Genomic DNA, 22729 nt, shown 5'->3' with positions numbered 1-22729 from the left:
ATAATGTTAAAAAGAATCGTATTCACGGCACTAATTTTTATAATTGGTATTAATAGTTATGCTCAAACTATTGTTTTTAAAGGTTCAGTGAAAGATAGTTTACAAAATCCGTTATCGTATACCAATATTATAGCAAAGCCCAAAGATGTTACTAAAAACATGAGTTTTGCTATTACAGACGAGCAAGGTCGCTACCGCCTAGAGCTTACTAAAAACAAAGCGTATACCATAAGTATAAGTTATTTGGGTTATGAAAAAATTGAGTTTGAAATAACACCAGCTACAAATAGTACAAAAGATTTTGTGCTAAAAGAAGCTAAAAATCAGTTAGACGAAGTGGTTATTGAACTCCCCGTAACGGTAAAGCAAGACACCATTATTTACAATACGGATAAGTTTGTAAATGGTAGCGAACGCAAGCTTAAAAATGTACTTAAAAAACTACCCGGTGTTGAGGTTGATAAAAACGGAGGTGTAACGGTACAAGGAAAAAAAGTAACCAAGTTATTGGTAGATGGTAAAAAGTTTTTTGGTGGTGGAACTAAATTAGGGGTAGAAAATATTCCTGCGGATGCGGTTGATAAAGTAGAGGTAATTGACAATTACAATGAAGTTGCTTTTTTAAAAAATGTATCAGATTCTGATGAAATGGCAATGAATATTAAATTAAAAGAAGATAAAAAACGTTTTCTTTTTGGTGATGTTGAAGCCGGTAAGGGAAACGAGAATTTTTATAAAACCAATGCAAACTTATTTTATTATTCGCCAAAAACGAATGTAAACTTTATAAGTAACTTAAATAATATTGGCGAAAAAACTTTTACGTTTAAAGATTATATGAATTTTCAGGGTGGCATTAACGCAGTTTTTAACGGTAATTTTAATTGGCGAGGTGGCGATTTTTCACAATTTTTAGAAAACAAAGATGTTTTGCAAAGCGTACAGCGTTTTGGCGCTTTAAATATTACAAAAACGGTAGCTAGTAAGTTAGATATTTCTGGGTATGCCATTTTTTCTCATAATAATACCCAAAGTTTTAACCAAGCAACCAATCAATACACTACTTTTTTAGAAGAAAAAGAAAGTAAAACATCCTCAAAAAATATATTGGCTATCGGTAAGTTTAATATAGAATATACGCCCAATAACAAAGAACAATGGTATGTAAGAACGCAGGTTAAAAAATCAACTGTAGAAAGAGGTAATTTAACCAATACGGCTATAAATAATCAACTAGATAATATCAATACAAATAAAGAAAACGATATTTGGTATGTAAATCAGAATATAGAATGGCACAAAGATCAGTCTGAAAAACATACGTTTTCAGCTACGGCAAATTACACGTTCGATAAAAATAATCCAACTACTTTCTGGAATGCTTCACAATCGTTTTTAGATAGGATTAAACCAATTATTCAGCCTTTAAATACCAATCAAGCTTCTTTAAGAATTAACCAGTTAAATGAAAACGAAAAGCATCATTTGCACACCGTTTTTAAAGATTTTTGGGTGTTAAATAATGACAATCATATTTATACAACGATTGGAAATACACATCAGCAAGAAAAATTTATCAGTAATGATTTTCAATTGTTGGATGATGGTACCGAAAACGACTTTTCATCAAACGGATTTAACAATACTACGGTTTTAAAGCACAACGATTTTTTTGCGGGTGTTCATTATAAATTCAGAACGGGAATATTTACTTTTAAACAAGGTGCATATGCACACAATTATAATTGGCGCGTAAACCAATCAACATCAATCAAAAAAAATAAATGGGTGGTTTTGCCAGATTTTTTAATGAAGATAGAGTTTAATAAATCAAAGAAAATTCAACTGAATTATGATTTAAAAACTAATTTTTCAAATGCTTCTAAATTGGCAAGTCGCTTTTATTTACAATCTTATAACTCGGTATTTAAAGGAAACCCTAATTTAGAAAACGAATTGTATCATTCGGCACGTATTCGTTACAGTCGTTTTAGTTTATATCGCGGATTAATGTTGTTTGCAAATGCAAATTACACCAAAAGAGTAAAAGGATTTAGAAGTGCTGTAAATTTTGATGGTGTAAATCGTTTTTTAACGATTGATATGTTAGATAATCCGAATGAAAGTTGGAGCGTTAGAAGTTCGTTACGAAAGAAAATTAAAAAAATACGATATAATTTAGAAGGTAATTATAAGGCTTATAATTTTAAACAAAGCATCAATAATAATTTTGTAACCAATAAAAGTAACGATTACGGTTTTGATGTTGGTATTGAAACCTTGTTTGATAATTTTCCAACTATAGAAACCGGTTTTAGAAAAAGTATCGGTAAATATACTTCAAGTAATTCAACATCTAAATTTGTAACGAACGAACCGTATGTAAATATAGATTACGATTTTTTAGAGGGATTTGTTTTTAATTTTGATTACACACATTATAATTATCAAAATAAAGCCCAAAATATTGATAATAAATACAACGTTGCTAATGCAGTGTTATCGTATCAAAAAGAAGATAGTCCGTGGATGTTTAAATTAACGACTCAGAATTTATTCGATACTACTTTTAAACAAAACAACAGTTTTTCTGATTATTTAATAACCGATTCTAAAACCTATATAATGCCAAGAGTTGTATTATTTAGTGTTGGGTATAAATTGTAAAACATACAATTATCCACCGCTTACTGGCGGAATAATGGCAATTACATCGTTTTCTGTAATAATAGTTTCATCAGTTGCATAACTTTCGTTAATAGCAACGGCATAAGCACTCATGTTTTTTAACTTCGGATGTTGTGTTACAAGTAGTTCTTTAAAAGCTGTTACATTACAATTAACAGGAAGTACGACCTCTAAAGAAGTACTTCCTGTTAAGTCTGTAGCAATACCAAAAAGTAATACGTTTATCTTCATAAACGTAAAATTACAATTTAATTCCGAATAGCACTCTGTTTTCGTTTTTTCCGTTAAAGTTAGATCGGGCAAAATCTACACGTAAAAAACGCCATTTTCCAAAGCCAATATTATCTAAACCAACCGCAAATTCAGAATATGGTTTGTTACCCGCTGTAAACAATCCTTTTGCTCCAGTTACTAAATGAAAGTTTAATTTATTTAACAATGGAATCTTACTTAATAGAGCACCTTTAAAATTGTATTCTCCATGTAACTCTCCGTATTTATCATTGGTGCTTAACTGATAATAAGGCAACATGTAAAAGTTGTTTAAATAATTATCATTAGGCGCAATTAATAAGCGATTTCCGTTAAAATGGGCATAATCTATAAACGGAATATCTTTTTTCTGTAAAAATAAACCTCCTTTTGCTTTATATTTAAACTCTCCCCAGTTGCTTAATGCTATTTTTTGAGATAATTGTGAATACACTACATCTGAATTCCATTCAGAATTACCTGACCCAAAATTCTTTTTATAACCGATAAATAAAGATGGATATTTATTACTGCTCACATTGTATTTTCCGTTAGGATATGATAAGTATTTTTGATCGAAATTAATGGTAGTTCCTAAGGTAAACGACCACATTTTATGCGGTGTAAAAGCAGTAGAGAAATTAGCAGGATTTTGTGGATTGTTAGATGTATAATCAGCATCTTTTTTCGGAAACATTACATAATCTGTAGTATTGAATAATGGTTTTCTATCTGCATATTCTAAAGCAGATGACATGTGAACACCGTTGGTTATTTCTCTTGAAAAAGAAACTTTCGCAAATGATTTTTCGTAAATTTTCATGTAATTTCTTTCAAATAGCACAGAGCTAATAGTATTCCAGAATTTTGAAATAGGTTGTTTTGCATTAAATTGAGTGGTTGTAATACCTCCATTAATTGTTAAAACAGGATTGGTAATATTGTTCCATTTGTAAGAAAAATATCCAGTTGGTCTTATTTTTTTATCAGAAAAACCATAATTAAAATTCGTACCAATATTAAAACGCTCTCCTTTTTTATTGATAGATTTATAATAGTTTAGTCCTACGGAAGAGTTCCATCCTTGTACGGTATTAAAATTTATACTTGTTATAGGCGATGAAAAGCTAAGGCCCCATTTATTATAAGTATCGTTGTAAGAATAACCAGAAAGAATATTTAAAGGTTTAAACTTATTTTGTTTTACATCAATAGAATCTAAATATTTTTTAGATTTTCGTTTTGTTTTAATGCTGTCTTTTAATTTATAGTCAGAAACTTCTTCATTAGTTAAGGTAACAGGGCGAATTTTAGTCCAATACAAGCTATCTTTTTCAGTAGCATTTTCTGCAAAAGATAAAATTTCGCTACCAAAATATTTTTTAGTGTAATTTGGAGTGAAATTATAGTTTGAATAAGCCGCAGAAAAACGACCATTAAAATTAAAACCAAACATACCAGCCTTAAAGTCGATTGTTTGCGTAACGGGTATCCAAGCGTTGTTTTTAAGTGAGTAATTATAATTTTGTTTAATACGAAGAGAATCTATCATTGGCATGCTTACTTGTGCTCCTGTAACAACAACATCAGCACCATAAATTGCCCAATCATCTTCTACAATATAAATAAATCCGCTAAAAACACGATCGTTTTTTCTTTTTGGAAGCAACTTTATTTTACTGATTAACTTATTGTTTTTATCATAAAATGTTCCTGCTAATTTATAGTTATAATATCCAAAAGCACCGTTTGCAATTGGCGAAATCATTTGAGCATCTGCTAAATCAAAAGAGTTTTCGTAAAGGTTAAAATTCACTTCTTTTGCTTGATTAAAGCTAATTCCGTTATCGCTACCAGAAACTTTTGAAGCGATAATATGTTCTTTAAAATTGCTAGGTTTTTTTTGAAACGAAATTTTAGAAATTGTTTCAGAAAGATATACAATTCCGCTTCTTGTTGAATCTAAACCACCACCCATATCACCAATTTCTTGCCCTAAGAATTTTTTTGGTAAATCTTTTACTTTAAATAATCCACGAGAATAAAAATCAGCTTTGTACTCGGAAAATTTATCGGTGTTTTTACTTTTGTTGGCAATAACATTCCTAATAATTTTATTAGCTGGGTTTTCATCCGAAGAAATTAAAACTTCATCTAATGTAACTTTTTCTTCAGTAAGTATAACGTCTAAAACAAAAGGAAAAGAAGAAATAGTAACTGTTTTTTTTACTGTTTTATAGCCTAAAATTTGATAAACAACAGTGTGTTTTCCTTTTTTAGTTAAGGTTAATTCATAGTCTCCATTATCGTTTGTAGTAGTTCCGGTAATAGAATTTTCTAGATAAATACTAACAAAAGATAGTGGTTGCTTATTGGTATTTGTTACTTTTCCTTTCATTTGAGCAAATGAAAAGGTGGTGCTTATTAAAAGTAAAAGAGTAGTTATTTTCCTCATAGTTAGTTTTTTAATGCAAACATAAAAGAAGACTTATGTAAAGTGTATTTAAAGAATGTTAAATAACTTACAAAGTCTTCTTAAATTATAGACAGGGCAAATAGTAAAAAGGTTGCCTGTGAATTTAATTACCTTTTTTTTTCTTTTTGCTAAATAACCCACCTAAAACATCACGTATTTTTTTCTTTTTATCGCTAGCTGCTTTTGTAGTATCTTTCTTTTTGCTAGGTAAAAATTTACTTAACGTATTAGAAACTAATTTATCTTTTTGTTGTTTAATTAAGGTCTGACTTAGTTTTGTTACCGAAGAAGATAAATCTGTTTTTACAGATGGATTAGACATATTACCTGTAATATTAGCCGTTATTGGTACGGTAACATTCTGGTCATCGGTACTTAATTTTGATAGTAAACCTTGTACATCGTTCCCCAAATATTTGGCAGGCACATCTAAAGTTAAATTGTAATTCATATTCTGGTCAAAACTATGACTTCCGCCAACGTTTATGTCGATGTCTTTATATTTTAACTTAAAAGGTTTTACAACTACGTTTCCTTTGTCAAATGATAAATGAGTTTTAACATCAGATAAATCGAGATCATTTAAATTAAGAAACGATAATTTATCGGTTAATAAACTCAATGATTTTGTTTTCTTCGGATTTATCTTAGTGGTTAATAATTCGGCAAAAGCTTTACCTGTAAGAGAAGTTAAGTTTGGTGTAAAGTCAGAATTTAAAGCGCCTGATAAATTAATATCTGAATTTAATTTACCATTCATAGCACCCACAATAGGCCCTAGTGATTGCAGTAATTCTAAGCTAGAAAAAGATTCAGCAATATCAAACGATTTTATGCCTAATTTCATATCGAAAATAGGTTTTTTGTTTTGAGTATTAACTTCTCCGTTTAAAGCAATTTGACCGTTAAAAATACCTACCGTAACGTTTTGTAAAATTGCTTTTTGATCTTTTATAAATAAGGTACCTTTTACATTCTTTAAAGCTAAATTATCGTAATGTACCGTTTTTGCATCGGCTAAAAGAGTACAATCTAAAAATGCAGGGATTTTGAGTAAAGTTTCATTAGTGTCATCTTTAGGAGTAGTGTCTTCTTCTTTTTCTTCAGTTATTACTGAAGTATCTTGCATAAAGTCGTTGATATGTAAATTGGTTGAATTTACATTTAATTTTCCTTGTAATTTTTTATCAGAAAGTAAAAACCCGAGTAAATTTTTAAGAGTACCATTGGCATTTAAATCACTTTTACCTGTAGTTGCGCTAAATTTAGTTAAGGTAATTACACTTGGTTTAAAATCTACAGCTGCTTCTTTAATATGAAAAGCATTTATAAGATCATCTGAAGAAAACACAAAATCGTTAACTTGTATTGTTCCATTATTTTTTATGCGATTTACAGCACTATTTTTAATAGCATTCATATCGAACTGAGTGCGTAAATTTGCCTTTAAAATACCGCTTAATTTTTGTTCTAAATTAACAGGATATGCTTGGTTAATTTTGGCAAGATTTAATGTTCCTTTTATGGTTACATCTAGTTTAGGGTTGGTTGTTATGTTGTGAGCTGTGGCTTTACCAGAAAAAGTATCTTCATCAATTTTAAATGAAAGATTGTTAATGCTCGCAAAAGTGTTTTCTAGTTTACCTGTGGTGTTTTTTACCTGGGCATTAATGTTAATGTTTCTAACAGTTTTAGGTAAATCAGGATATTTAAATGAAGCATTTTCAGACTGCACAACAATATCTAACTTCGGAATATGCGTTGCATCTAAAATTCCGTTAACTTTTCCTTTTACACTAAAGCTCCCTTTCGTAGTAACATTGGCAATACTTTTTGTGTAAGCTTGCGGAATTAAACCTAAAAAGTTTTTAAAATCTGATGAAGGTGTTTTAAAGCTAAGGTCAATTTCTTGATTGGTGTCGTTTAATTGTACATAACCATCAAAAATTAAGGGCAACTCATTTAGTTTTAATTCATTTTTTAAGAACGAAAATTTATTGTTAACTAAATCCATTCCTAAAATAGCATCGAGTTGTAATTTTTGATTTTTAGCGTATGAATTTCCATCCATAGCAAATGAAATATCGGTAGTTGTTTGGGTGTCTAACTCTGTATTTGATTGTGAGAAATCACCACTTCCAGCATGATTGAAATTGGTTAATTCAAGCGCAATCTTACCTTGTTTGTCATTGTATTTTATAGCTGCATTGGTAATTGCGTATGAATTGATAGATAACCCAAAAGTAGAAGGCGCTTCATTAGTTGTATCTGTAGTTGTTTCAGACGGAATGGTAATATCGTAATTGGCATTTCCTTTTTCATCAACAAGTACGTTTACTAAAGCATTATCAATCGTAAAAGAATGAATACTTAATTGCCCTGACGAACTTTTAAGTAAGTCGGTAATTTTTAATTTTAATAAAATGTCTTTTGCAAAAACTAAAGTATCTCCTTTAAACGGCGCATTATTTATAACTGTTACGTTAGATAGTTGTACGGATGCATTTGGGAAATTTCTAATTAAACTTAGGTTGGCATCACTAAAATCTACCTGAGCATTTACGTTGTTGTTAACGGTAGTTTTTACTAAGTCGATTATTTTATCTTGAAATAAAAGAGGGATGCTAATTAATAGGATAAAAAAAACAAGTACTACACCTAATAGTATTTTATAAATCTTTTTCATATGCGTAAATTGGAGTTAATAATATAGAAAACAAAGGTCTGTATTTATTTGTAAATAAAAACAGAAAGGAAAAAGAAACTTTTTTGAAGATTTAGCGCAAAAAAAAACAGACTTAGAAGAAGTCTGTTTTTAATATTTTATTTAGGATTAGTATCTCCGAAGAAGAACCAATTTACACCTTTTTTCAGTTTTGTAGGTGCATCACCTGTGAGTTGTAATTCTTTTTTAGATTCACCTTCAAATAAATCAACAACAAAATCGTCGTAACTTTTACCAACTTCTTCTTTTAAGTAAGCTTTAAAATAAAGTTCACTAGCTACTTCGCTTTTTGCTTGTTCAATATCTAAAAGTGTTTTGTATAAAGGTTCAATCTTATCAACAACACTTTTTGGTAATGCTTTTCTTCGACCTGTATATCCTACGATTTTTCCTTTTTCATCTTTATCGATTGTAAAATCGGTAATAACCCAGTAATATCTACCGCTACGAGTAAGATTTTTAACGATGGCATGGAAATTTTTTCCTTGTTTTAGGTTTTCCCACAATACTTTAAAAACTACTTTCGGCATATCAGGATGCCTAATAATATTGTGAGGCTCACCTATTAATTCTATTTTATTGTATTCAGAAGCTGCTTCAAAAGCATCGTTCATATACAATATAGTTCCGCTAGCATCAGTTTTACTACTGATAATTTGTGTTTTGTCCCACTTAATTTCTTCATTAAGAATTTGCTGGGGGCGTAATGGGTGGCTTGACATAGTTTGTTTATTTTAAACGCGAAAATAATTAAAAAGCCATGTAGTTAAATTAACATATGTTAATTATTTAGGGTCTGTATCTCCAAAAAAGAACCAGTTTAACCCTTTTTTAAACGTACTTCCTTCCTTTTTTTGGTTCAAAGATTCTTCTACAAATAAATCAAGAACAAATTCATCATAACTTTTGCCAATTTCTTCATTTAAGTAGCCTTCAAAATATAATTCACTTGCTTTTTCACCTTTTAGATTTTCAATATCTAAGAGTGTTTTGTATAAGGGTTCAATTTTCTCAATAATACTTTTTGGTATCGATTTTCTTCGACCTGTATATCCTGTAACTTTTCCGTTTTCATCTTTATCAATGGTAAAATCGGTAATCACCCAATAGTATCTACCAGTTCTTGTTAAGTTTTTAACAATTGCATGGTAGTTTTCTCCTTTTTTAAGTGCATCCCATAAGGCTTTAAAAGCAGCTTTTGGCATATCAGGATGTCGAATAATATTATGTGGTTCGCCTATTAGTTCAATGGCAGTATATTCACAAGCTTCTGTAAATGCACTATTGGCATAAATAATTGTTCCATGAATGTCTGTCTTACTAACAATTGTTTGCGTTTTATCCCATTTTACTTCTTCGTTGATAATTTTTGTTGGAGGAGTTTTCATATCTTTTTAGTTTAAAATCATAGCAAAATTATGAAAGCTATTATTTTCAAAAAATGATTTTAGTCATGTTTTAAAGTTTTAACTAAATAACAAAAACGTATATTTGTAAGTTCAAACAAACAACAACGAACCTATGAGTGACTCTAGAAAAAGGCGTGAAGCTTTACTATATCATGCCAAGCCAAAGCCAGGTAAAATAGCAGTAGTACCTACTAAAAAGTATACTACACAACACGATTTATCGTTAGCGTATTCTCCTGGGGTAGCAGAGCCTTGTTTAGAAATAGCAAAAGATAAAGATAATGTTTATAAATATACAGCCAAAGGTAATCTAGTAGCTGTTATCACCAACGGAACAGCAGTATTGGGTTTAGGAGATATTGGGCCTGAAGCCTCGAAACCTGTAATGGAGGGGAAAGGATTATTGTTTAAGATTTTTGCTGATATTGATGTTTTTGATATTGAGGTTGATGCTACGGATGTTGATAAATTTGTAGAAACAGTTAAAGCAATAGCTCCTACTTTTGGAGGGATTAACTTAGAAGATATTAAAGCTCCAGAAGCTTTTGAAATTGAACGAAGGTTAAAAGAAGAATTAGATATTCCTGTAATGCATGATGACCAGCATGGTACAGCAATAATTTCAGCAGCAGCATTAAAAAATGCAATAGAAATTATAGGTAAAGATATTGCTACTGTTAAAATTGTAGTAAACGGAGCAGGAGCAGCTGCGATTTCTTGCACACGATTGTATTTAAAATTAGGTGCAAAAAGAGAAAATGTAGTGATGTGTGATAGTAAGGGAGTTATCAGAAAAGATCGCGATAATTTAACATCACAAAAAGAAGAATTTGCTACCGATAAAGACATCAATACTTTAGAAGAAGCAATGCATAATGCCGATGTTTTTATAGGTTTATCAAAAGGAAATGTCGTGAATCCTGAGATGTTATTGTCGATGGCTAAAGACCCTATTGTTTTTGCAATGGCTAATCCAGATCCTGAAATTGAATATCAATTAGCAGTTGATACGCGTGATGATATTATCATGGCAACAGGAAGATCAGATCATCCTAATCAGGTAAACAATGTACTTGGTTTTCCATTTATTTTCAGAGGCGCTTTAGATGTTAGAGCGACCAAGATTAATGAAGAAATGAAAATGGCAGCGGTACATGCTTTAGCAGATTTGGCAAAAAAATCGGTGCCTGAGCAAGTAAACATTGTATACGACGAAGTAAGTCTTTCATTTGGTAAAGAATATATTATACCAAAACCATTTGATCCAAGATTAATATATGAGATTCCGCCTGCAATTGCGAAAGCAGCAATGGATTCTGGCGTAGCCCAAGAACCAATTACAGATTGGAATGCGTACCGTGAAGAATTAATGGATCGCTCTGGTACCGGAAGTAAAGAAATTCGTTTACTTCACAACAGAGCAAAAAAAGCACCAAAACGAGTGGTTTTTGCAGAAGCAGATCATTTAGATGTGTTAAAAGCAGCACAGCGAGTTTATGATGAGAAAATCGGAATTCCTATTTTATTAGGGCGAAAAGATGTTATTTTAGAATTAAAAGAAGAGCTAGGTTTTGATGCCGAAGTTGTTATTATTGATCCTAAAACAGATGAAGAAACCGATAGAAGAAACAGGTATGCTGAGACTTTTTGGAAAACAAGGCAACGTAAAGGTATTTCTTTTTTAGAAGCCCAAAAATGGATGCGTGAGCGTAATTATTTTGCCGCGATGATGGTAAATACTGGTGAAGCAGATGCTTTAATTACAGGATATTCCAGGTCGTATCCATCGGTTGTAAAACCAATGTTAGAGTTAATAGAAAAAGAAAAAGGTGTTACTAGAGTTGCAGCAACAAATATGATGTTGACCAAGCAAGGGCCAATGTTTTTAGCCGATACAACTATTAATATCAACCCAACAGCTAAAGAATTAGCAAAGATTAGTCAATTAACATCGGGCTTAGCAAAAATGTTTGGAATGAAACCACATATTGCTATGCTAGGTTTTTCAAATTTTGGTTCATCAAAAGCTGAAAGTTCAATAAAAATAAGAGAAGCAGTTTCGTACATACATCGTAATCATCCGAATGTAATTGTTGATGGAGAGTTACAGGCAGATTTTGCTTTAAACCCAGAGTTGTTAGCAAAAGAATTTCCTTTTTCTAAACTGAATGGTAAAAGAGCAAATATTTTAATATTTCCAAATTTAGAATCAGCAAACATTACTTATAAGTTAATGAAACAGGTTGATGGCGTTGAGTCTATTGGGCCTATTTTATTAGGAATGAGCAAACCTGTACATATTTTACAATTAGGAGCAAGTGTAGATGAGATGGTAAATATGGCAGCAGTAGCAGTTGTAGACGCTCAAAATAAGGGAAATAAAAACTAAGTTTTTAATACTAAATAATTTGTCTACATTAGACAAGTAGAAATTTAATAGAATGATCACACAAATTAAGGGGAAACTTGTGGAGAAAAACCCTACTTATGCAGTAATAGACTGTAATGGAGTAGGATATTTATTACACATTTCTTTACATACGTATTCTTCGTTACCAGATGATGAAAATGTGTTGTTGTACACGCATTTATCTGTAAGAGAAGATGCACATACATTGTATGGTTTTTTTACTAAAGTAGAACGGGAAATTTTTAGATTACTTACCTCTGTTTCAGGAGTCGGACCAAGTATTGCAAGAACAATGTTGTCATCAATGACATCTGAAGAAATACAACAAGCAATTGCTTCAGAAGATGTAAAAACAATACAATCTGTAAAAGGAATTGGCGCAAAAACGGCACAACGTGTTATTGTTGATTTAAAAGATAAAGTTTTAAAGGTTTTTGATTTAGATGAAGTTTCAATTGCTCAAAACAATACAAGTAAAGAAGAAGCGTTATCTGCATTAGAGGTTCTTGGGTTTGCACGCAAGCAGGCAGATAAAGTTATCGGAAATATATTAAAAGAAACACCTGATGCTAGTGTTGAAACACTCATAAAACAGGCGTTAAAAAATTTATAAAAGGGGTTGAAAAAAACAATTATCAATACATTACTTACAACACTTACTTTACTGGTAAGTGTTGTTTCGTTTTCGCAAAGTACTTCTAATAATAACGGAAATACTGTTAAGAAAGATACTATTATACCTTTAAAGTATAATTTTAATAGCAATCAAAAAGGGAGTCTTTTCTTAAATAATCCAACGGAAAAAATCATAAGATATGATAAAACGATAAACAAGTTTGTGTTGGTAGAGAAAATTGGTGATTACTATATTGGTACCCCTATTTTTATGACTCCTGAGGAGTATAATAAGTATCGGTTAAAAAATGATGTAAAAGATTATTTTAAAGAAAAAATTGATGCAACAAACTCTAAGAAGAAGGGAAATAAAAGTGCTAGAAAAAATTTACTTCCAAAATATTATGTAAACTCTAAGTTTTTTGAATCTGTTTTTGGTGGAAATGAAGTTGATGTAAACCCTACTGGTCAGGTAAATATAAAGCTTGGAGGGATTTATCAAAAAAATGAAAACCCTCAAATATCTATAGAAAATCAAAGTAGTTTTACGTTTGATTTCGATCAGCAAATAAGTACAAGCTTACAAGCAAAAGTAGGTAAACGATTAAAGGTAACGGCAAATTACGACACGCAATCTACTTTCGATTTTCAGAATATTATCAAATTAGAATATACGCCCACCGAAGATGATATTATAAGAAATATTGAAGCTGGTAATATTAGTATGCCAATTAAAAACTCATTGATAAATGGGGCACAAACGTTATTTGGTATAAAAACGGAATTACAGTTTGGTAAAACATATGTAACGGCTGCATTTTCACAACAAAACTCACAATCTAAAACAGTTATTTCAGAAGGAGGGGCAACGATAGAACAATTTGAATTCCGTGCTTCTGATTATGATAACGATCGTCACTTTTTTTTAGGACAATACTTTAGAGAAAACTATAAAAAAGCATTAGATAATTATCCTTTGGTAAACAGCCCAATCAATATAACAAGAGTAGAGGTTTGGATTACCAATAGAACTCAAAATGTAACAGATTATCGTAGTATTGTAGGACTTGCCGATTTAGGAGAATCTAAAGATGCAAACAAGGTTGATCCTACAGATATTACTACAATACCTGGAGCAATTTCAGTAAATTCTAAAATATTACCATATAACGGCGTTAACAATTTAAGCTCATTATTAACTACAACTACAGGTGGTATTAGAGATGTTGCTTCGGTGGATAATGCGATTGGAAGTATTGTTACACAAGCACGTCAGGGGTTTAACTATTCATACTTACAAAATGCACGAAAACTACAATCAAATGAGTTTAGAGTGCACCCACAATTAGGATTTATCTCTTTAAATAGAAGATTAAATGACGGAGAAGTTTTAGCAGTTGCTTACGAGTATACAGTCGTTGGAGCATCTAATGGAGAATCAGTATTTAAAGTAGGTGAATTTTCTAATGATGGTGTAGTTGCTCCAGATAATTTGGTAGTAAAGTTATTACGTAGTGAAATTTTAAATACAGTACGCCCAGGAACGGGAGGTACTTCTGGTACACCAGCAGAAGCGTTTCCTACATGGCGTTTAATGATGAAGAACGTATATGCCTTAGGTGCTTTTCCTTTACAACGTGAGGGGTTTCGTTTTGAATTATTGTACCGTGACGATGAAACAGGAACGTTACAGAATACCTTGCAAAAAGCCTTAACACCAGGAATAACAGACAAGCCGTTATTACGTATTTTAAATTTAGATAAACTCGATCAAAGTCAATATACAGTGCCAAACGGTGATGGTTTTTTCGATTATGTAGACGGAATTACAGTGAATTCTGAAAGAGGTTATGTGTTGTTTCCAGAACCAGAACCTTTTGGAGTTGATTTAAGAGATGAACTTACCGATCCTTCAGATCAAGATAAATACCTTTTTGAAGAACTGTATTTAACCACTAAAATTCAGGCAAAAAATGAATATCAGAATAAAGATAAATTCTTTTTAAAGGGATATTTTAAATCAGAAACAAGCAGAGGTATTTCTTTAGGAGGGTTTAATATACCAAGAGGTTCGGTACGAGTAACTGCTGGAGGAAGGCAGTTGGTAGAAGGTATTGATTATGTGGTAGATTACCAGTTAGGACGTGTACAGATTTTAGACCCAGGATTAGAGGCTTCTGGCGTGCCAATTAGCGCAACTACAGAGAGTAATAACTTGTTTAGTCAACAGAGAAAAACGTTTATAGGTATTGATGTAGAACATCGTTTTTCTGATAAATTTACTTTAGGAGGAACTTATTTAAACGTAAGTGAAAAACCAATTACACCAAAAGTGAATTTTGGCGGAGAACCTATTGATAATGTAATGTTAGGTTTAAATCTAGATTACTCAGCTGAGGTTCCTTATTTAACAAAATTAGCCAATAAATTACCTTTTGTAGAAACTGACGCTCCGTCTAATGTATCTGTAAGAGCTGATATGGCATATTTATTACCAGGATCGCCAAGCGGAATTAATGTTGATGGTACCGCAACTTCTTATTTAGATGATTTTGAAGCTTCTCAAATTCCAATAAACCTAAGTTCACCACAACAATGGTTTTTAGCAAGTACACCAGATAATTATAATGATGTTATTGTAAATAATAATCCAGATCCTTTATCATATAATTTTTCGAGAGGAAAAATAGCTTGGTATAATGTAGATCAATTATTTTATGGTAGCGGAAATAGACCTAGTAATATTGATGAAAATGAGTTGTCAAGAAATGAAGTTCGTCAAATACGTTACAATGAATTATTTCCAAATACCGATTTAGATATTACACAGCAAAATTTAGTACGTACTTTAGATTTAGCATATTATCCATCGGAAAGAGGACCTTATAATTATAATCCAAACGGAAGTTCAGTAACTCCAGAAGAACGTTGGGGAGGAATTATGCGACCATTAACAACTAATAATTTTGAACAAGCGAATGTAGAGTATATTCAATTTTGGTTGATGGATCCTTATGAGAATTACTCAATCACACAAGCAGAAGGATTATCAGCAGGAGTAAATCCTCAAGATTTAAGTAACCAAGTAGGGAAGTTATTTATTAATTTAGGAAATATATCTGAAGATATTTTAAAGGATGGTAGAAAACAGTATGAAAATGGTTTACCTATTGATGGAAATAAAATAGACGGAACAAATGTAAATGAAACCGCTTGGGGTAATACACCAATAAATCCATCAATTTTATATGCTTTTGATTCAAGTCCTGGCGCTAGAATAAATCAAGATATTGGTTTAGATGGATTGACGGATGAAGATGAAAAAATAAAATTTCCGGCGTTTGCATCTTTAGATGATCCGGCAGGAGATAACTTTCAGTATTTTAGAGGAGGGTCTTTAGAAAATTCAAATCCGTCGGTTTTATCAAGATATAAAAACTTTAACGGTACGCAAGGAAACTCACCAACAGCAAGTCAATCAAACGAATCTTATCCTACTTCATCAACAACATACCCCGATGTAGAAGATATCAATAAAGATCAAACAATGAATCCCGTAAGTAGTTATTTTGAATACGAGGTTTCATTAAATAAAAACGATTTACAGTTAGGACAGAATCATATTATAGATGTAAAAAGTGAGCCAATTTCGTTAGCAAACGGAACATCTAGAAATACAACTTGGTATCAATTTAGAATTCCGGTAAGAAATGTTGTTGATGCTCAGAAAATTAACGGAATTACCGATTTTAATAGCATCCGTTTTATAAGAATGTTTCTTTCGCAATTTAAAATGCCAGTTGTTTTAAGATTCGGAGAATTAGAATTGGTAAGAGGAGATTGGCGTAGGTATACAAAAACGTTACCACAAACAGGAGTGCCTGTAAGTTTAGACAATACACAGCTTAATAATTTTGAAGTAGGTGTGGTTAGTATTGAGCAAAATCAAGAAATTTACAAACTGCCTCCAGGTATTCAACGAGAACAATTACAGGGAACAAACAGAATTCAGCGACAAAATGAACAGTCTGTTACTTTAAAAGCTACAGATTTACCTGCTGATGAAGCGCGAACTATTTTTAAAAATATAAATATTGATATGCGTAGGTATAAAAAACTACGTATGTTTTTACATGCAGAAAAGCCAACGACTGCAAGTACCCAAGATGGCGACATGGTAGCTGTTATTCGTTTTGGAACAGATTTAAATGATAATTATTACGAAATTGAAAAACCGTTAATTTTATCAACATCAAGAGCTACTTCATTAGATGTTTGGCCAGAAGCAAATAATTTAGAGGTTCCGTTACAAGAATTAGCAAATTTAAAAATTGAAAGACCAACGGGTGCCGGAACAAATATTACTGATATTTTTTCAGCAACAAGTTCTAATGGATTAAAAATATCAGTAAAAGGAAATCCTACATTAGCGCAAGTAAGAACTGTAATGTTAGGAATGAAAAACGTATCGAATTCAGATAAAACAGCAGAAATTTGGTTTAATGAGTTACGCGCCGTAGGTTTTGATAATAAAGGCGGTTGGGCAGCTGTAGTAAATGCAGATGCAAATTTAGCAGATGTTATGGATCTTTCTTTAGCAGGAAGAATGTCTACCATTGGTTTTGGTAATGTTGAAGATAGAGTACAGCAAAGAAGTATAGAAGAAATTAAACAATATAGCGTTGCAACTAATGTTCAGTTAGGTAAAATGATGCCTAAAAAATGGAGCATGCAAGTGCCGATGAGTTATACTTATGGTGAGGAATTTAGAGATCCTAAATATGATCCTCAGTTTCAGGATGTCGCATTAGAAGATGCCTTAGGTAAAAACCCGAATAGTAAAAACGCACAAGATTATACACGTAGAAAAAGCATTAGTTTTATCAATGTAAAAAAGAATAAGAATCCTGAAAGCAAGAAGAAACCGAAATTTTACGATGTGGAAAATTTATCAGTTTCGTATGCGCATAATGAAGAATTTCATAAAGATTATAATATTGAAAAGTTTGAAAATAAGAATGTAATGGCAGGGGCGAGTTATAATTTTAACTTTAAGCCTTTTGTTATCGAACCTTTTAAAAAATCGAAAACTTTTAGTAGTAAATACTTGCGATTTATAAAAGATCTTAATTTTAACCCGGTACCAAAAACGATCGCACTTAATTCTAGAATTAATAGAAATTATAATTCGCAACAATCAAGAAACTTAATTGAAGGGTTAACAGCTCAGCCAGAATTAATTCAACGTAGATTTATGTTTAATTGGGACTATACGATTGGTTTCGACTTAACAAAATCATTGCAGTTAAATTTCAATGCTACAAATAATCATATATATGATAGTTTTGGAAATGATGAAGATTTAGAAATATACGATCAATTTTTTACGATTGGTAGACCCGATAATTATCATCAAAAATTAAATGCAACCTATAAATTACCTCTTAGCAAGTTGCCATATTTAAGCTTTTTAAGTGCGGATTATGGATATAATGCTGATTTTGATTGGAAAGCTAGTTCACAAAGTAGCTTGGAATTACCAAACGGACAAAACATAAATTATGTAGATGTTGTTGGTAATATGATACAGAATGCAAACACACATAATTTTAATACAAATATAGATTTTGGACGTTTTTACAAAACGTTAAAACTAGATAAGTTGTTGTTAAAAGGAACCAAAAAGAAAGTTGCGAAAAAAGGAGCAGCCACTTTAGGAGCTAAAGCATCAAAACAAAAAGCAAAATTAAAAAGAAATGCTTCTTTTGGTCATAAAGTGATGAAAGGAATGTACGACGTATTAACATCAGTAAAAAGAGCTAAAATTAGTTATACTGAAAATAACGGAACGTTGTTACAAGGATATAAACCATCAGTAGGTTTCTTAGGGAGAAATAATTACGGAGGAGGTTCGGCACCAACTTTAGGATTTGTATTTGGTAGCCAAACAGATATTTTAAATAGAGCTATTGAAAACGGATGGTTGGTAACAAGAACAAGTCAAACAGACGATAATCAACCTTATTATAGTAAGAATTACGGTAAAACAAAATATAAAAAATTAGATTATAATATTTCTGTAAAACCTTTTAAAACCTTAACAATTGATTTAATAGGAACCCGCATTAAAACAAGTAATCTAAATCAACAATTAGATGTTATTTCAGATGGAAATGGAGGTTTTGAACAAGATCCGAATATTAAAGCCTTTGAAACAGGTAATTATAGTATCAGTCACTTTATGTTAGGTACTGCTTTTACAGATAGTGAAGAATTATATGAAACGTTTTTAGCTAATAGAAGCATAATAGCTAATAGATTGGCAACGACAAACCAACCTGTCGGTGGATTTAAAGAAAGCGGACAACAAGCAATGTTACCAGCATTTATTGCCGCATATTCGGGTAATAGCGCAAGTTCGGTAAGTACCAATATTTTTAAAAATATTCCAATCCCTAACTGGACATTGCGTTTTAATGGGTTCATGAAAAATAAATGGTTTAAGAAGACATTTTCTTCTTTTACATTGTCTCACGGGTACAAATCGTCTTATACGATAGGAAATTACACTAATAATTTACAATACGATTCAACAACACCTACAACAAATACAAATACTTCTGGTAATTATCAGCCAGAACTATTACTTTCGTCGGCAACTTTAATTGATGAATTTTCACCATTGATAAAAGTTGACTTTAGAATGAAAAATTCATTTTCATTTAAAGGAGAAGTAAGAAGAGATAGAAGTTTAACGTTAAATTTTAATAATAATACGTTAACAGACATTAAAGGAACAGAATATGTTGTTGGATTTGGATATAAAATTAGAGATGTTAAATTTGTAACCCGATTTACTGGTAAAAAAGAAACGTTAAAAGGAGATATTAATTTAAGAGCAGATATTTCATTAAGAGATAATTTGACTTTAATACGAAGTGTTGATAAAGAAAATAGTCAGATAACAGGAGGGGAAAATTTATTTGGATTAAAATTTATAGCAGATTATAATTTAAGTAGTAATTTAACAGCGTCGTTTTATTATAACCATCAAACGTTTCAATATGCGGTGTCAACTACGTTTCCGAGACAATCTATCAATGCCGGAATCAATATAATATACAATTTAGGAAATTAAAATAAACACAATAAAAATAGTACAATGAACATTCCATCAGAATTAAAATATACAAAAGACCACGAATGGGTTAAGATAGAAGAAGGTGTAGCTACCATTGGTATTACAGCTTTTGCACAAGGAGAATTAGGTGATATCGTGTATGTAGATGTTGATACTTTAGATGAAACTTTAGATATTGAAGAAGTTTTTGGTTCAGTAGAAGCAGTAAAAACGGTATCAGATCTTTTTATGCCTTTATCAGGAGAAGTAATTGCTTTTAATGAAGCGTTAGAAGACGAACCAGAACTGGTAAATTCTGATCCTTACGGAAAAGGTTGGATGATAAAAATTAAGCTATCAGATGATTCACAAATAGCAGATTTATTAAGTGCTGAAGGATATCAAGAACTTATTAAAGCGTAATTTAAAAGGAATAGCAATACTTATTACCATTAGTATTGCTATTTTAAGCTTAGTAAAAATAGGAAAACAACCAATTCAACTAAATAATTTAGATAAATACGAGCATGTCTTTGCTTATTTTGTTTTAAATTTAATTTGGTTGTTGGCTTTAAAAAAAACAAAGATCAATGAATTTCTTATTGTTTTTTGTTGCTTTTTTTACGGCATAATTATTGAAGCTCTTCAAGTTACAATAACATCCTACCGATCAGGTGATGTTTTAGATATTGTAGCAAACACGACGGGTATTTTAATAGCTTACATTATTTACTTTCTTTTTTTAAGAAAAATGTAACTATTTAAAGAATTAGCTTGTAAAAGTTAAAATAATTTAATTAAATTAGCGAACTATTAAAAAATATTTAGGATGGAAATTAAGAAAAATCCAAAGTCAAACTTAGAGAACTATAGTAAACTGTTTATGCAGTTAGGTTTGGTTTTAGCTTTATTTGTAACGTATATTGCAATTGAGAATAAGACATACGATAAGGAGTATGGAGATTTAGGAATGGCTAACATGGCTTCAGAAATTGAAGAAGAAACTATCGAGCTTCAAATTGAGCCACCAAAGCCAAAACCAAATACACCACCACCACCAGCACCTGAAAAAATTGAAGTTGTAGAGGATGAAAAAGAAGTAGAGGAAACTATTATTGAATCTACTGAAACTGATGAATCTGAAGCTGTTGAAGTAGAAGATATTGAAGAAGCTGTAGAAGAAGAAGTTTTTAATGAAGATGTACCTTTCGCTATTATTGAAGAAGTGCCTATTTTTCCAGGATGTACAGGAACAAAATCACAAAAGAAAGCTTGTTTAAATAAGAAATTACAAAAGCACGTTCAGCGTTATTTTGATTCTGAATTGGCAAACGAGTTAGGCTTAGCACCAGGTAAAAAGAGAATCTATGTTCAATTTAAAATTGATAAAGATGGTTCTATTATAAGTGTAAATGCAAGAGCTCCTCACCCAAGATTAAAAAAAGAAGCTATTCGTGTAGCTAAAAAAATACCTAAAATGAAACCAGGTAGACAAAGAGGTAGAGCAGTAAGAGTAGGATATACATTACCTATTACTTTTAATGTAGAGTAATTTTATATAAAAATATATTTTAAAAAAGCAATCCATTTTGGATTGCTTTTTTATTGGCACACTTCTTGGTTTTAACATAGTATTAACTTAAATCTTAATAACTATGAATGCTCAAAAGAAAAATCCAAGAAAACAATTAGAAAAATTTTCATCAATTTTTACACAGCTAGGTTTAGTACTTACCTTATTTATTGTTTTTGTTTCCTTAGAACATGAAACTGAAAAAAAAATAGGAGATATATCTATTCCATATAATAATTCGGTGGAAACAGTTTTTACATTTTCACACCCTATTGTAGTGAAAAAGGTAGAAATAAAAGTAAAAACGGTAACTAAAAAACAAGTTTTAAAAGCAATTGCACTTCCAAAAATTGTAAAAAATACAGATATAGCAATTGAAACAGTAGTTAAACCAGCAGAAGAAAACAAAACAATTGTTAGTGAACCAATAACAAAAAAAGTGATAGATAAGCCGGTAGAAAACACGATGTCTATCAATAGTGTTCAAACTGCACCTGTTTTTAAAGGTTGTGAAGGATTATCTGAAGTAGAGAATAGGAAATGTTTTGAACGTAAAATTAAACAACATGTTCAACGTTATTTTAATGGAGAAATAGCGCAAGATTTAGGATTAAGATCTGGAAAATATAAAATTTTCACTCAATTTATAATTGACAAATCTGGAGTTGTGTCTGATATAAAAATTAGAGCACCACATAAACGATTAGAAAAAGAAACAAACAAAGTAGTAAATAAAATTCCAAAATTTACACCAGGTAAGCAAAATGATAAAACTGTAAAAGTAAAATATACTTTGCCAATTACTTTTAATGTAGAATAAATTTAAAAACTCAACTATTTAAGTTGAGTTTTTTATTTTTGTTTTATGAACACAACGAAACCTTATTTTGCACACGAAACAGCAGTAATAGATAATAACAGTAAAATAGGTGCAGGAACCAAAATTTGGCACTTTAGCCATATAATGCCCAATTGCAATATTGGGGACTATTGTAATATTGGCCAAAATGTTGTGGTTTCTCCAGAAGTAATTTTAGGGAATAATGTAAAAGTTCAAAATAACGTATCTATTTATACAGGTGTTATTTGCGAAGATGATGTTTTTTTAGGCCCATCAATGGTTTTTACAAATGTAATAAACCCTAGAAGCGCTATAAAGAGACAAGATCAATATTTGAAAACCGTTGTTAGAAAAGGCGCTAGTATTGGTGCAAACGCCACCATAGTTTGTGGTAATGATATTGGAGAGTATGCCTTTGTAGGTGCAGGAGCAGTAGTAACCAAAGAAGTGTTTCCTTATGCATTAGTTGTTGGTAATCCATCCAAGCAAATAGGTTGGGTTAGTGAATATGGTCATCGATTAAATTTTAATGAAATTGGTGAGGCTATATGTGTTGAAAGCAACCAAAAATACAAGTTAGAAAATAATAAAATAGTAAAAATGTAGCTAACCCTTGTTTC

14 protein-coding genes are annotated in these 22729 nt (G+C 31.1%); 9 read left to right on the top strand and 5 right to left on the bottom strand.

Annotation, left to right across the window (positions count from 1 at the left end; genetic code table 11):
- Positions 1 to 3: 3 nt before the first annotated feature.
- Positions 4 to 2667 carry a carboxypeptidase-like regulatory domain-containing protein gene (locus N2251_RS12985; protein ID WP_260587160.1) on the top strand — a complete coding sequence of 888 codons (2664 nt, stop codon included), beginning with the start codon at positions 4 to 6 and terminating at the stop codon, positions 2665 to 2667.
- A gap of 9 nt (positions 2668 to 2676) precedes the next feature.
- Here the strand turns inward: N2251_RS12985 and N2251_RS12980 are convergent, their stop codons facing one another.
- The 5 genes from N2251_RS12980 to N2251_RS12960 form a co-directional block, all read right to left on the bottom strand.
- A complete protein-coding gene (locus N2251_RS12980) occupies positions 2677 to 2919 on the bottom strand; it encodes a MoaD/ThiS family protein (protein WP_260587159.1) in 243 nt (80 codons plus the stop codon).
- Between the two features lie 10 nt (positions 2920 to 2929).
- Positions 2930 to 5395 carry a DUF5686 and carboxypeptidase regulatory-like domain-containing protein gene (locus N2251_RS12975; protein WP_260587158.1) on the bottom strand — a complete coding sequence of 822 codons (2466 nt, stop codon included), beginning with the start codon at positions 5393 to 5395 and terminating at the stop codon, positions 2930 to 2932.
- A gap of 124 nt (positions 5396 to 5519) precedes the next feature.
- Positions 5520 to 8102 carry an AsmA family protein gene (locus N2251_RS12970; RefSeq protein WP_260587157.1) on the bottom strand — a complete coding sequence of 861 codons (2583 nt, stop codon included), beginning with the start codon at positions 8100 to 8102 and terminating at the stop codon, positions 5520 to 5522.
- Positions 8103 to 8239: 137 nt separating this feature from the next.
- Positions 8240 to 8863: a PAS domain-containing protein gene (locus N2251_RS12965; RefSeq protein WP_260587156.1), complete on the bottom strand. Its 624-nt coding sequence runs from the start codon at positions 8861 to 8863 to the stop codon at positions 8240 to 8242.
- 63 nt (positions 8864 to 8926) lie between these two features.
- The gene (locus N2251_RS12960) at positions 8927 to 9529 is read right to left on the bottom strand and encodes a PAS domain-containing protein (protein ID WP_260587155.1); all 603 of its coding nucleotides are present in this window, start codon (positions 9527 to 9529) and stop codon (positions 8927 to 8929) included.
- A 133-nt stretch (positions 9530 to 9662) separates the two neighbouring features.
- Between N2251_RS12960 and N2251_RS12955 the strand changes: the two genes are divergently transcribed.
- The 8 genes from N2251_RS12955 (at position 9663) to N2251_RS12920 (ending at position 22715) form a co-directional block, all read left to right on the top strand.
- Positions 9663 to 11939 (top strand): NADP-dependent malic enzyme, encoded by a 2277-nt coding sequence (locus N2251_RS12955; RefSeq protein WP_260587154.1) that lies wholly within the window; start codon positions 9663 to 9665, stop codon positions 11937 to 11939.
- A 52-nt stretch (positions 11940 to 11991) separates the two neighbouring features.
- Positions 11992 to 12573 carry a Holliday junction branch migration protein RuvA gene (ruvA, locus tag N2251_RS12950; protein ID WP_260587153.1) on the top strand — a complete coding sequence of 194 codons (582 nt, stop codon included), beginning with the start codon at positions 11992 to 11994 and terminating at the stop codon, positions 12571 to 12573.
- Positions 12574 to 12579: 6 nt separating this feature from the next.
- Positions 12580 to 19713 carry a T9SS outer membrane translocon Sov/SprA gene (gene sov, locus N2251_RS12945; RefSeq protein ID WP_260587152.1) on the top strand — a complete coding sequence of 2378 codons (7134 nt, stop codon included), beginning with the start codon at positions 12580 to 12582 and terminating at the stop codon, positions 19711 to 19713.
- A gap of 24 nt (positions 19714 to 19737) precedes the next feature.
- On the top strand, positions 19738 to 20118 hold the full coding sequence (gene gcvH / locus N2251_RS12940) for a glycine cleavage system protein GcvH (protein ID WP_260587151.1): 381 nt from the start codon (positions 19738 to 19740) through the stop codon (positions 20116 to 20118).
- On the top strand, positions 20084 to 20452 hold the full coding sequence (locus tag N2251_RS12935) for a VanZ family protein (RefSeq protein WP_260587150.1): 369 nt from the start codon (positions 20084 to 20086) through the stop codon (positions 20450 to 20452). The genes gcvH and N2251_RS12935 overlap by 35 nt, the downstream gene beginning before the upstream one ends.
- Before the next feature lie 72 nt (positions 20453 to 20524).
- Complete coding sequence (locus N2251_RS12930; protein ID WP_260587149.1) at positions 20525 to 21247, top strand: energy transducer TonB; 723 nt, start codon at positions 20525 to 20527, stop codon at positions 21245 to 21247.
- 103 nt (positions 21248 to 21350) lie between these two features.
- On the top strand, positions 21351 to 22088 hold the full coding sequence (locus tag N2251_RS12925; protein ID WP_260587148.1) for an energy transducer TonB: 738 nt from the start codon (positions 21351 to 21353) through the stop codon (positions 22086 to 22088).
- Positions 22089 to 22133: 45 nt separating this feature from the next.
- On the top strand, positions 22134 to 22715 hold the full coding sequence (locus tag N2251_RS12920) for an acyltransferase (RefSeq protein ID WP_260587147.1): 582 nt from the start codon (positions 22134 to 22136) through the stop codon (positions 22713 to 22715).
- Positions 22716 to 22729 lie beyond the last annotated feature (14 nt).

Origin of the sequence: Tenacibaculum haliotis (genome assembly GCF_025215075.1) — a bacterium.
Taxonomy (GTDB): Bacteria; Bacteroidota; Bacteroidia; order Flavobacteriales; family Flavobacteriaceae; genus Polaribacter; species Polaribacter haliotis_B.
The sequence above is the reverse complement of the archived record's forward strand: the minus strand, read 5'-3'. Positions and strand labels throughout refer to the sequence as shown.

Excerpts from the sequence above, each read along its gene's own strand:
- N2251_RS12985 (WP_260587160.1), top strand. The coding sequence starts at position 4 with ATGTTAAAAAGAATCGTATTCACGGCACTAATTTTTATAATTGGTATT.
- N2251_RS12980 (WP_260587159.1), bottom strand. The coding sequence starts at position 2,919 with ATGAAGATAAACGTATTACTTTTTGGTATTGCTACAGACTTAACAGGA.
- N2251_RS12975 (WP_260587158.1), bottom strand. The coding sequence starts at position 5,395 with ATGAGGAAAATAACTACTCTTTTACTTTTAATAAGCACCACCTTTTCA.
- N2251_RS12970 (WP_260587157.1), bottom strand. The coding sequence starts at position 8,102 with ATGAAAAAGATTTATAAAATACTATTAGGTGTAGTACTTGTTTTTTTT.
- N2251_RS12965 (WP_260587156.1), bottom strand. The coding sequence starts at position 8,863 with ATGTCAAGCCACCCATTACGCCCCCAGCAAATTCTTAATGAAGAAATT.
- N2251_RS12960 (WP_260587155.1), bottom strand. The coding sequence starts at position 9,529 with ATGAAAACTCCTCCAACAAAAATTATCAACGAAGAAGTAAAATGGGAT.
- N2251_RS12955 (WP_260587154.1), top strand. The coding sequence starts at position 9,663 with ATGAGTGACTCTAGAAAAAGGCGTGAAGCTTTACTATATCATGCCAAG.
- ruvA (WP_260587153.1), top strand. The coding sequence starts at position 11,992 with ATGATCACACAAATTAAGGGGAAACTTGTGGAGAAAAACCCTACTTAT.
- gcvH (WP_260587151.1), top strand. The coding sequence starts at position 19,738 with ATGAACATTCCATCAGAATTAAAATATACAAAAGACCACGAATGGGTT.
- N2251_RS12930 (WP_260587149.1), top strand. The coding sequence starts at position 20,525 with ATGGAAATTAAGAAAAATCCAAAGTCAAACTTAGAGAACTATAGTAAA.
- N2251_RS12925 (WP_260587148.1), top strand. The coding sequence starts at position 21,351 with ATGAATGCTCAAAAGAAAAATCCAAGAAAACAATTAGAAAAATTTTCA.
- N2251_RS12920 (WP_260587147.1), top strand. The coding sequence starts at position 22,134 with ATGAACACAACGAAACCTTATTTTGCACACGAAACAGCAGTAATAGAT.